This window comes from Pseudomonas sp. ZY71 (assembly GCF_036542145.1).
GTDB classification, from domain to species: domain Bacteria; phylum Pseudomonadota; class Gammaproteobacteria; order Pseudomonadales; family Pseudomonadaceae; genus Aquipseudomonas; species Aquipseudomonas koreensis_A.
In genome coordinates, this window is sequence record NZ_CP144274.1 from 6,588,531 (window position 1) to 6,599,884 (window position 11,354).

Here is an 11,354-nt window from a genome sequence, read left to right on the forward strand (position 1 = left end):
CGCACGGGCCCTGCCGGCCGCCTCTACCTTGCCTGAAACCGCCGCCCTTTCCGCGCGCGTCTATCAGAGCAGGAGTTGCCCATGCCCGAAATCCCCTCACCCAGTGCCGTCGATGTCGTGACCCAACTGGTGACCGGCCCCTCGTTGCGAGAAGTCGCCTCGAAAGCGTTGCGACCGGCACTCAAGACGTTGTACCCGGACATCGATATCGATCCACGGCTGGCCATGGTGGTGAGACCGACCTGGGTCATTCAGGATAATGAGGTCGTCCCCGGACGCCACTTGATTGAATCGCTGACTGACACACTGGTGCGCCTGAGCTTCTCCGGCACTGCCGTGACGTACCTCGACGGCGAGCATTACCTGACCTTGCAACCCGATCAGCCCGCCGCCATCCAGTTGGCGGTGAAAATCAGCGCCGTCGGTAAACTGCTCAATGAACTGGCACCTTTGCTGTTCATTGCCTACAAGGAACAGCAAGTCGAGTATTGGGACGAATTCACCTACCCGGGACAACCGCGCTGGCAGCAATTGTCGCAAGCCTTGCGCAACCTCTGGAGCGTCGAGGCCAATCCCGACTGGAATACCAACCAGCGCGCCATGGTCGAGGCGGTTTACCGGCACCCGGACAAACACCAGCGCCTGCCAACCGGCAACTACCAGGTACGCGCCTGCCTGATCGATCTGGACCGCACCAACGGTGACGAACAAGAGCATCTGACGCTCCTCGATACAGCTGTGCTGATCGGTACCGACGGCAAAAGCACCTGGATCATGACGCACTCGGTGATTCAGGGTTTCGAGAGTTTCGAATCACTGGATGAACTCGGCAAAGCCTTGCCCCGTCGCTACTGGAAAGGAGCCTCCGGGACCGGATTGAAATGGCGACTGTTCGAACCGCAGGGCAACTTCTTTGACTATCAGGCGTGTACCTTGATTGCGCTTGAGGCGGAAGCCCTCGGTGAAATCAGTTTCTTTCAGGATTCGAACGCCAACCCGCTCTACCCGCATGCCGGGACTGTCGGCGACCCTCGAGAACCGACACCACGCCTCAAACCTCATATCGAGCGCTTGCGTCCGATGCTGCCCGCCTGGCTCGACAGTGCCGCGCCTGCCGATCAAACCCGCTACAGCCGGCATCTGCTGGATCTGACCATGATCCAGCATACGAACAAGGGAACATCATTCCAGAGCGAAGTCATCAGCCTGCAAGCCTTTGCCTGTGCGGCGCTGAAACAACAGATGCTCAAGGATCATCCGAACGCCACCGAGGTGAAGATCGAGGACATCGAAATCAGCATCACCAGCCTGGTGGTCTGGGGCACGTTCGTACTGCCGGGCAACACTCAGACCCAAACGCTGTCGCTGATTGAACTTGCCCTGCAGAACCTCGCGGGACGACCAAAGGGCAATAAAACCGTACGCTACAAGGATGACAGCGAGTTGCCTGACTGGATGACCGCGAGCTACCTGGAACAACTGGTGAGCACCGTTGATATCGGCCAGACCTACATCGCGCACCTGCAAAACCTGTTGATCGACGACAGCGAGCAAGCGCTGAGGCTACAAGGCCTCTACACCAGCCAGTTGCCCATCGAACTGCCACTGTTGGCGTTGCAACACAAAATACAAGGCAAGGCCGGTATCACTGATCAGGGCTACCGCTATGTGGCTGCCGCAGTGGCTGGCAGCGGCGATGAACGTCATGTTGATCGCGAGGAAATCGTCATTCGTCCGTTGGCGTTCATCGCCCATCGCAGCACTTCACGAGCAGACACCGTCAACAACATGTTCGTCATCGGCCCACGCGACGTCGACAAGGGACCCTGCGTGCTTTACCGGCCGCTGTTCGAAATGGCGCTGATGCAGTTCCCCTCTCACGCCAACCTGCTGTACGAAATCCAGCATTCGCAACATCTGCGCGAGTCGGTACTGGCCTGGTTGCCGGACGATGTGCGCTTCAGCTACAGCCAGTTCGTCTTCACCGCCCAACTGCCTTCGGTCTGGACGATCCCGCAATCGCTGGTGAACCCCTTTACCGCCCTCGACATGTCCGGCCCCGTTACCCTGGCGACTGCGACGATTGAATACGATGTGCTGGCGACGCTGCACAACAGCAACGTCCAGGCGCTGATGACCCAGGCTGATCGCCAGTCGGTCTCCGACGCAGAAGCGCGCTGGACCACGCTGAAACACGGCGGCTGGATGCTGTTCAACGCGGCATTGCCGTTCCTCGGGGACAGCGTCGGCACAGCGGCGTGGATCTGGCAGATCATGGACGACCTGCAAGAGATCAGCGACGGCGCCAATGAGCAATCCGGCAAGATCGCCTGGACAGCTATCACCGACATTCTTCTGGCATTGGGCATGGTGCTCGCCCATCGCGCAGCGGTCGGTGACAAGCCGCAAAACCAATCGGTCACTCTGGAGGAGCCCACCAAGGCCATCACCCCTCCCCCCGTCATCAGCAAAGCATTACGGCTGCCGGATATCTCCGGCAGCGAACTGCCCGGCGCTCATGAAATATCGATCAACCCTTTTGCCGCACTGAAGCGATCGCCCGTCGCGCTGACCACGTTGCTCGACAGTTTTCAGATTGCCAAACCCAGGGGCATCGGCGATGCCGCCAGCGAGGGCACGCACAGACACCTGCATGCTCGCCAGAAACAATGGTTCGCACCCGTCGGCAAACGCTGGTTCGAAGTCACGCTCAATGAACACGCGGATGTTCAGATCATCGACTCACGCCAACCCACGCGGCGTCTCGGCCCCTTGCTGAGCCGTACCGCCAACGGTCAATGGGTGGTCGATCTGCGCTTGCGTTTGCGCGGCGGCGGACTCGATGCAGCGCTTGAGAAATCTCAGGACTTCAGTAAAAAAACCGCGAAACAGCTGAGCATCACCATCAAGGCTTTCGACAAGACGATGAAAGACAAAGGCACTCAGCGTGACGCCGACCACGAGGCGTTCACCAACGCGCCAGCGCAAGACCGTGCGCAAGCGCGCCAGCGGTATCTGGAGACCCTCGACTCACAGCTCAAGGAATACGGTACAAGCATCGAACAGATCAAAGCGCTGAATAACAAGCAACCCATTCCCAACTACCGGGAAGCCATGATTGAGCGCCTGGAAATGCAGTTGTTTCTCGGGCAGGAATGGCTCCAACTGCATGCCACGGAGTTCCAGGCGAGCCTGAAGACGATGCAGACAATGCTTGCCGATGAAAGCCGTTTCGCCGTACAGGCGTTTGTTCAGAAGTTCGAAACAATGACCGATCAGACCCAGGCCATCATTGAAAAAATAGAGTCGGCGCGGACCCGCTTTGACGAGCTGCTGCTGCTGGGAAGTGATGCGGTCAAGGTGCTTCACACCTATCGCGAGGTGCTGCCCAAATATGATCTGAATGACCTCAAACTGTTGCAGATCAGTCTCGGCCAGGAGATCTGTATCAAGGCCGGTGACTCGACCACGAACGCCAACGCCCATCAGGCCTTGTCCACGCTCATCGAAGACGCTGCGTTGAACATCCAGAGCGCGTTGAATCTGACCGTCGATGAAAGCCTCGACAACCTGCGTGAACGCAGGGATGCCTTGAGCAATGTTGCCGAACAATTTACCTCGATCGATCAACGCTTTGGCGATCTGCTGATCGACTACCCCGATCAGATCAACACCGAACGACTGCTGCATGTGCGCAGTCGGGTCAACGCGTTCAAGGCTCGCACAGATGTAAAACTGGCAGATTTGCTGCGCTACAGGCACTTGCTGGAACCGGCAGCGGGTCCCTCCAGGCAAACCTCGGCACGCCAGATCTTCAAAACCAAATCCAGGCGCACGCTGGTCGGCGAGCGCAAACAAAGTCTCGCAGGCCAGGACACCGATCAAGTGGAAGTGCGCGCCCCGCTGACGGGCGTCATCGCCACGTTTGAGCAAGAATCACCCGGTGTCTGGGTCGAGCAGCGCAAAGCCACAACGAAGCCGCCCAAGATCAGCCCTGATCTCAACAACAGCACCCTTGAAGGCCAGGCCCTGCTCGACGGTCTGGCCGCGTTCCATCGACGTATCGAAGCCCAACTCAAACGAGGACCACGGATTCCTGTCGAAATCGAGGAGCAATACCACAACCATGCCGCTGCTTTGCGAGAAGCCAACGCGGCAATCGACGAAGCACTGACCGGCAGCAATCTGACTGCTGACCTGAAAAAGCCGACCGAAGCGCTCGGCCACAGGCTTGACGCGGCCGCTCGAACCCTTGAAGAAAAAGGCACCAGCACCCGTATCAGGATGGTCAAGCAACAACTGCCGACCGCCGCCGGGATTCAGTGGTTGAAGGACAAGGGGGAAGTGACAATTTCACAAACCGTGACTCGCCATCGGCTCAAAGGTCAGGCCAGGGATTTTCTCGACGAATATGAAATTCGCGACGCCCACACCCACAAGGCGTTGTGTTACGCCCATTTCCATTACAGCAGCGCACAAGCGCCCGTCGCCCCGTTCCCCATTGGCCACATGAAAACTGTGGCGCAACGGCATATGAGGGGGGCCTATGAGCCGCGTTTTCTGAGTAATCAGGCGCTGATCGAAGTCCATCGCAGCGGTATTTCCGACAAGTCTGCGCGAGCGCTGTTTCTCACACCTGCCACACCTGTCGCAACCGAGTCAGCGCCGCTTTGATTGCCGGTTCAGGGACTGCAGCAAAACCCAGTACCAGCCCGGCACGCTGGTTCAGAGGCGTCGTGGAATCGGGCAGCCAGTAGCTGCTCAAGCCGTTGATCTCCACGTCGGCGCGAGCGGCTTGCTCAATGAGTTGCTGCTCGCGCTCGATGCTGTCGACCGCCACGGTCAAGTGCAGTCCGGCCGAGACAGCGGGTAAGTCGCCCACGCCGGCAATGGCGCTCGGCCAGCCGTCGAGCAAGGTATTGCGACGGCTCAGGGCGGCGCGGCGCATGCGCCGGATATGCCGCTGGAAATGCCCGGCCGCCATGAACTCAGCCATCACCGCCTGGGTACTCACCTCGGAATGCCGGACATCCACCGCCCGGCGTTGCGAGAATGCATCGACCAGCGCCGGGGGCAGCACCAGATAACCGAGGCGCAATGCCGGAAACGCGACTTTGCCAAAAGTGCCGACATACAGCACTCGCCCCTGTCGATCGAGGGCCGCCAAAGGCGCCAGCGGCGCACCGGTGTAGCGGTATTCGCCATCGTAATCGTCCTCGACGATCCAGCCTTGGCTACGCTCGGCCCAAGCGAGCAGTTCGAGACGTCGCGCCAGGCTCATCACCACGCCAGTCGGGTACTGATGAGAGGGTGTCACATACGCCACCCGACAATTCTCGGTGGCCGACAACGCCGAGCAATCCATGCCCTCTTCGTCCACGGCAATACCGTGCAAACGAGCACCCGCCACGGCGAACGCATGACCGGCCGCGCGGTAGCCCGGATTTTCGATTGCCACAGCGTCGCCCGGCGCCACCAGCAACTGTGCACAAAGGCTAATGCCTTGCTGCGCGCCGCTGGTGATCACAATTTGCTCAGGTGAACACTGCATGCCGCGCGAACTGCGCAAATAGGCAGCGATCATTGCACGTAGACGCGCATCGCCGGACGGATCGCCGTAACACAGCTGCTCCAGATCCGGTTTACGCCAGAAAGCCGCGTTCAGCTTGGCCCACACCTCGAACGGGAACAGATCAAACGCCGGAACACCCACCCGAAATGCTCGTGGCGGACCACTCGGTGGCCGGGCCAAATGGTTCTTTTCGATGCGCGAAAAACTATCACTGTGGATAACTTTACTGGATGGAATCACAGGTAAATCCAGCCAATTTGTGGATAAGGCTGTGGGTAAGCTTGTTGAAAACCCTGTGGATACTTTTGTGGATAATTTTTTCGCAGGGCTCGCTACCGGCATCAATTGTGCGACGTAGGTGCCATCGCCTACCCGCCCTTCGATAAAGCCTTCGGCATACAGTTGATCGTAGGCGCGCACCACGCTGTTGCGGGAGATCCCCAGCGCCGCCGCCAGATCGCGACTGGCCGGCAACCGCGTGCCGCTCGCCAGCCGTCCATCCAGTACCCGCAGGCGCAACGCCTGATAGAGCTGACGACTCAAACCCTGACGGCGATCAAGCTCGATACCGGCGGGGTTGAATGGCATGGACATCGTTGGCGAATCGGACATGACAATGGACCTATGAAATTGGTCATCAATGGCTCTTACAACAGACCAATAGCCTGCCTACGATGCAGGCATTCGCCAAGGAAAATCTGTCCATGTACACGCCACGCGCCTTTGCCATCGAAGACCTGTCCCAACTGCACGAACTGATTCTCGCCACCCGCCTCGCCATTCTGGTGACTCACGGCGAAAACGGCCTGCAAGCCAGCCATGTGCCGGTGCTGCTGCATTGCGAACAAGGCGACTACGGCACGCTCTACGGGCACCTGGCCCGCGCCAACCCGCAATGGAAAGACCTGCGCGACGGCGCGCAAGCCATGCTGATCTTCGCCGGCGCCGATGCCTACGTCAGCCCGGGCTTTTACCCGAGCAAGGCCGAACATGGCAAAGTCGTGCCGACCTGGAACTACATCGCCGTGCACGCCTATGGCCACGCCGAAACCTTCAGCGATGGTGGGCGTTTGCTCGACATCGTCAGCACCCTCACCGACCGCCATGAAGCCGGCCGCGCACAACCGTGGTCAGTTGCCGATGCGCCCGCCGATTACATCGACGGCATGCTCAAGGCGATTGTCGGTTTCGCCATTCCCATCGACCGTCTCGAAGGCAAGCGCAAACTCAGCCAGAACCGCAGCGCCGAAGACATTGCCGGCGTGCGCGAAGGCCTCGCTGCCAGCCCGGAAATCAATGATCAAACCCTCGCCCGATTGATGCGCTAAGGAAATCACCATGAGTCAGATCGACATTCGTCAGGTCAGCGCCGACGACCACGCCGCGTGGCTACCGCTGTGGCAGGCTTACTTGCGTTTCTACAACACTGAATTGCCGGAAGCGGTGACGCACAGCACCTGGCAGCGTTTCCTCGACCCGAGCGAACCGACCCACGCGGCATTGGCTTGGGCCGACGGTAAAGCGGTGGGCATGGTGCATTACATCTATCACCGCTCGAACTGGAGCATCGAAAACTCCTGCTACCTGCAGGATCTGCTGGTAGTGCCGGAAACCCGTGGCAGCGGTGTCGGTCGCCTGCTGATCGAACACGTTTACACCACGGCCAAGGCTGACGGTTGCGGCAAAGTGCACTGGCTGACCCACGAAACCAACGCCACCGCGATCCAGCTGTACGAGCGCATCGCCGAGCGCCCGGGCTTCATCCAGTTTCGCAAAGCCATTTAAGGAGACGCGTACATGACCGCATCACTCGCTGACTGGAAAGGCGTCCCCGCCCCCACCGCCACGCTGCTCGAAGGCCGTTTCATTCGCCTGGAAAGACTCGACCCGGCGCGTCACGGTGACGAACTGTTCGCCGCCCTCGAAGGCCCGGGTGCTGACCCTAAACTCTGGGACTATTTGCCCTACGGCCCGTTCCCGGAACGCAGCGTTTTCGACGCTTGGCTGAACAACCATGCGGCCGCCAGCGACCCGTATTTCTTCGCTGTCATAGACCGCGCGACCAATCAGGTGCAAGGCATCCTCAGCCTGATGTCGATTGTCCCGGCCCAAGGTCGCATCGAAATCGGCCACGTCACGTTCGGCGCGCCAATGCAGCGCTCGCCGAGAAGCACCGAAGCGGTGTACCTGCTGGCCAAACACTCCTTCGACCTCGGCTACCGCCGCCTGGAATGGAAATGCAACAACGGCAACGCCCGCTCCAAGTACGCTGCCGAGCGTTTGGGTTTCAGCTTCGAAGGCGTGTTCCGTCAGCACATGGTGGTCAAGGGCCAGAACCGCGACACTGCGTGGTACTCGATTCTGGATGGTGAGTGGCCGGCGATTGCGGCGGGTTTCGAGCAGTGGCTGTCGGATGAAAATCAGACGCCCGACGGGCAGGTGAAAGGCTTGGTCGAATGCCGATCGTGATTACCTGAAAAGCAAAAGATCGTCCGAACGCGGCCCGAGCCTGCGGCAGCTCCTACAGGGGATTGACGTTCATCCTGTAGGAGATGCCGCAGGCTGCGATCTTTTGATCTATTTTCAGCCTAGCTTTTGCGCCAGCACCGCAATGTGTTCCGGTCCGATCCCGCAGCAACCGCCCAAATGGCTGGCACCGCGCTGCTGCCAGTCAATCGCCCAGTGCAAGTAACCCGGCGGATCCAGATCCTCGCGCAGCGGATCAAGTCCATCATTGGCCGTGGCTTCTTTTGGCTGTGGCGGAAACGCATTGGCGTAAGCACCAATGTTTATCTTCACCCCCAGACGCTCGAAGGTTGCACGCGCCGCATCAATCGCGCCACCGATCACTTCCGGCTGACTGCAATTGAACAGCAACGTCTCGACGCCCAACTCAGCCGCCACCGCCGCCGCTTCGGCGACCGGCTCGCCAGAGCGCAGGCGCGGCACTTCATCGGTGTCTTCGTCCTTCAAGGTGAACGACAACCAGAACGGTTTGCCATCCTTCGGCAACCCGGCGTGAATGGCTCGCGCCTCGATGATCGAACTCTGGGTTTCCGCCAGCCACAGATCAACGTGCGGTGCCAGGCCATTGACCAAGGGCGCCAGCAACTCGGTCACTCGTGCGGCCTCGAACAGATCCGGACGATAAGAGCCAAACAGCGGCGGCAATGAGCCGGCCACCCGCACGGATTTCCCCGAGGCCTGCACCGCACGTCGCGCCAGCTCACCGGCCAACGCGGCCAGCGCCTGCCCTTCGGCGGCGAAACGTTCTTCGCCAATATGGAACGGCACCACGGCGTAACTGTTGGTGGTAATCACATTGGCGCCACTGGCGATATAAGCGGCATGCACCCCCTCAACCGCTTGCGGCGCCTCGCTCAACGCCAGCGCCGACCACTCCGGCTGACGAAATGGCGCCCCGGCGCGCTGCAACTCACGGCCCATGCCGCCATCGAGAATAATCGTGCTGCCTGCGCCCATATGCTTTTCACTCATATGCTTATGAAAATAACTCACTATCAGAGTCGTTCTTATAACTATTTAATACGCACCATTCCGTTAAAAACAACCTCTTTTTTACCCAGGGATCGACTGTGAAATTTAAACCGCTACTGGCCCTGGGCCTGACGATTCTGGCCGCTTCCACTCAAGCCTTTGCTGGCGCCACGCTGGATCGTATCGAGCAGAAAAAAGAACTGGTCGGTGTGCTGATGGAAAGCTATCCACCGTTCTCGTTTCTCAATGACCAGAACCAGCTCGACGGCTTCGACGTGGACGTCGCCAAAGCCGTAGCTGACAAGTTGGGCGTCAAGCTGCGACTCGAAACGCCGTCCTGGGACGTCATTGCCGCCGGTCGCTGGAGCGGGCGCTACGATATCTGCATCTGCTCGATGACGCCGAGCAAGGCCCGCGCCGAAGTGTTCGATTTCCCGGTGGAGTATTACGCCTCGCCCGCAGTGATCGTAGTCAACGCCAAGGATGATCGGATTCACGATGCCAAGGATTTGAGTGGTAAAAAAGTCGGCCTCACCAGCGCGTCCAGTTACGAAAGCTATCTGAACAAGAACCTGGTTATCGAAGGTGCCGAAGACAAGCAGTTGCAGTACCCGTTCGAAGACGTGCAGATCGCGCCGTACGATACCGACAACGTCGCCTTCCAGGATTTGGGCCTGGGCGCCGGCGTGCGCCTGGATGCGATCCTCACCAACCTCGTCACCGCGCAGCCACGTCTGAACCAAGACAAACGCTTCAAACTGGCCGGCACGCCGCTGTATTCGGAGCCGAACTCGGTGGCCATCGAGAAGGGTGACGCGCAATGGGACGCCAAGGTGCGCGAAGTCTTCGCGCAACTGAAGCAGGACGGCACCCTGAGCAAGCTGTCGCAAAAATGGATCGGCGCTGATATCAGCCAATGACTTCTTTCCCGACACCGCCACAGCCACCACAACCGGTGGCTGAATCACGCCTGCAACGGATGTTCGGGTTTCGTACGCGGCTGTACCTGACCTGGGCAACGCTGTTCTGCCTGTTCGCCGGGTTCTTCCTGAGCTTCGACCTGAAGTTCTCGATCATCCTCGACAAACTGCCCAATCTGGTCGGCCTGCACCTGGCGCCCAACGGTTTCTTGCAGGGTGCAGCGCTGACGCTTTTCCTCTGTGTGTGCTCGATTGTCGCCTCGTCCCTGCTGGGCTTCATCACCGCATTGGCACGCCTTTCGAAAAGCGCGGTGGCGCTCGGCATCGCCAGTTTTTACACCTCGTTCTTTCGCGGCACACCACTGCTTATCCAGATCCTGCTGATCTATTTGGGCTTGCCGCAACTGGGCATCGTGCCCGGCGCCATCGTCGCGGGCATCATTGCCCTTTCACTGAACTACGGCGCCTATCTCAGCGAAATCTTTCGTGCTGGCATCCTCGGGGTCGACCACGGCCAACGCGAAGCATCACTGGCATTGGGGATGCGCGAGACGGTGATTTTCTGGCGCATCACCCTGCCGCAAGCCATGCGCACGATCATCCCGCCCACGACCAACCAGTTCATCTCGATGCTCAAGGACTCGTCGCTGATCTCGGTGATGGGCGTCTGGGAAGTGATGTTTCTCGCCCAGTCATACGGGCGCTCAAGCTACCGCTATATCGAAATGCTGACGACGGCGGCGATCATTTACTGGCTGATGTCGATTGGACTGGAGTTGATTCAGGCACGCATGGAGCGGCATTACGGCAAGGCTTACGTGCGGCGGAGCTAGGGCGATCGGCACATTGCGGGCTGCGTCGGGTTTCAATTGGTCTCTCGGCGTACCCGCACAACGCCCATTTTCAGGCCAAACAATCGGAATATTGAGTCCAACGACCTCAACGTCTGATTACCCTCAGCGTGCTCTATGTGTATCAACGTGCGGACCGAAATTTTGCACATATTAGCGAATTGGATTTGATGCAGCCCTGTCACCTCCACTCGTAAACGGCGGACGGCTTCGCTGATTTCCAATGTCCCGTCGGCCAGCGCTTCCTGGATGCTTTCGATGAGCGCCATGCGCTCAGCTACCGTCAGGCTCATTGCAGATCCCACGCTTTCATTTCCTCTACTTTTAAATGCATTTCAACAGAGCTTTCATTGATGCCGGATGCAATGTAGTGCATTCAATGCCTGATAGAACGCCAAAATCTGCAACAAAATGCAGATTTACCTCTGATAAGCGAAATCTGAATGCAAAACAATACAGATCAGCCATCGACATCATTCTGTAAAAACCCTTCGCTATACAGGACGGCCCGCT

The 11,354-nt window shown here is 58.9% G+C and carries 9 protein-coding genes; 6 read left to right on the forward strand and 3 right to left on the reverse strand.

Annotated elements, in window-relative coordinates:
* Positions 1–81: 81 nt before the first annotated feature.
* Positions 82–4,674: a dermonecrotic toxin domain-containing protein gene (locus VY732_RS29425; protein ID WP_331693151.1), complete on the forward strand. Its 4,593-nt coding sequence runs from the start codon at positions 82–84 to the stop codon at positions 4,672–4,674.
* Here VY732_RS29425 and pdxR read toward each other — a convergent pair.
* The gene (gene pdxR / locus VY732_RS29430; RefSeq protein WP_331693152.1) at positions 4,631–6,184 is read right to left on the reverse strand and encodes a MocR-like pyridoxine biosynthesis transcription factor PdxR; all 1,554 of its coding nucleotides are present in this window, start codon (positions 6,182–6,184) and stop codon (positions 4,631–4,633) included. The two genes, VY732_RS29425 and pdxR, sit on opposite strands and share 44 nt — an antisense overlap.
* A gap of 92 nt (positions 6,185–6,276) precedes the next feature.
* Here pdxR and VY732_RS29435 point away from each other — a divergent pair, with 92 nt between their 5' ends.
* Genes VY732_RS29435 through VY732_RS29445 form a run of 3 tightly spaced genes read left to right on the forward strand, consistent with a single transcriptional unit; the run spans position 6,277 to position 8,041 of the window.
* Complete coding sequence (locus VY732_RS29435; protein WP_331693153.1) at positions 6,277–6,900, forward strand: FMN-binding negative transcriptional regulator; 624 nt, start codon at positions 6,277–6,279, stop codon at positions 6,898–6,900.
* 10 nt (positions 6,901–6,910) lie between these two features.
* Positions 6,911–7,357, forward strand: coding sequence for a GNAT family N-acetyltransferase (locus VY732_RS29440; RefSeq protein WP_331693154.1), 447 nt, complete (start codon positions 6,911–6,913; stop codon positions 7,355–7,357).
* A 12-nt stretch (positions 7,358–7,369) separates the two neighbouring features.
* The gene (locus VY732_RS29445; protein ID WP_116028565.1) at positions 7,370–8,041 is read left to right on the forward strand and encodes a GNAT family N-acetyltransferase; all 672 of its coding nucleotides are present in this window, start codon (positions 7,370–7,372) and stop codon (positions 8,039–8,041) included.
* A 114-nt stretch (positions 8,042–8,155) separates the two neighbouring features.
* On the opposite strand, the gene VY732_RS29450 is transcribed toward VY732_RS29445, so the two are convergent.
* Positions 8,156–9,055, reverse strand: coding sequence for a homocysteine S-methyltransferase family protein (locus tag VY732_RS29450; RefSeq protein WP_077575104.1), 900 nt, complete (start codon positions 9,053–9,055; stop codon positions 8,156–8,158).
* Between the two features lie 113 nt (positions 9,056–9,168).
* Between VY732_RS29450 and VY732_RS29455 the strand changes: the two genes are divergently transcribed.
* Together VY732_RS29455 and VY732_RS29460 are read left to right on the forward strand one after the other, a co-directional pair.
* Entirely contained in the window at positions 9,169–9,990 is an 822-nt protein-coding gene (locus VY732_RS29455) for an ABC transporter substrate-binding protein (RefSeq protein WP_331693155.1), read from the forward strand.
* Positions 9,987–10,823, forward strand: coding sequence for an amino acid ABC transporter permease (locus VY732_RS29460; RefSeq protein ID WP_331693156.1), 837 nt, complete (start codon positions 9,987–9,989; stop codon positions 10,821–10,823). The genes VY732_RS29455 and VY732_RS29460 overlap by 4 nt, the downstream gene beginning before the upstream one ends.
* A 32-nt stretch (positions 10,824–10,855) precedes the next feature.
* Here the strand turns inward: VY732_RS29460 and VY732_RS29465 are convergent, their stop codons facing one another.
* Entirely contained in the window at positions 10,856–11,134 is a 279-nt protein-coding gene (locus tag VY732_RS29465) for a helix-turn-helix domain-containing protein (protein ID WP_331693157.1), read from the reverse strand.
* Positions 11,135–11,354 lie beyond the last annotated feature (220 nt).

Bases quoted from the DNA above. Each gene is read 5' to 3' on its own strand.
- VY732_RS29425 (WP_331693151.1), top strand. From the start codon at position 82: ATGCCCGAAATCCCCTCACCCAGTGCCGTCGATGTCGTGACCCAACTG.
- VY732_RS29445 (WP_116028565.1), top strand. From the start codon at position 7,370: ATGACCGCATCACTCGCTGACTGGAAAGGCGTCCCCGCCCCCACCGCC.
- pdxR (WP_331693152.1), bottom strand. From the start codon at position 6,184: ATGTCCGATTCGCCAACGATGTCCATGCCATTCAACCCCGCCGGTATC.
- VY732_RS29460 (WP_331693156.1), top strand. From the start codon at position 9,987: ATGACTTCTTTCCCGACACCGCCACAGCCACCACAACCGGTGGCTGAA.
- VY732_RS29440 (WP_331693154.1), top strand. From the start codon at position 6,911: ATGAGTCAGATCGACATTCGTCAGGTCAGCGCCGACGACCACGCCGCG.
- VY732_RS29435 (WP_331693153.1), top strand. From the start codon at position 6,277: ATGTACACGCCACGCGCCTTTGCCATCGAAGACCTGTCCCAACTGCAC.
- VY732_RS29465 (WP_331693157.1), bottom strand. From the start codon at position 11,134: ATGAGCCTGACGGTAGCTGAGCGCATGGCGCTCATCGAAAGCATCCAG.
- VY732_RS29450 (WP_077575104.1), bottom strand. From the start codon at position 9,055: ATGGGCGCAGGCAGCACGATTATTCTCGATGGCGGCATGGGCCGTGAG.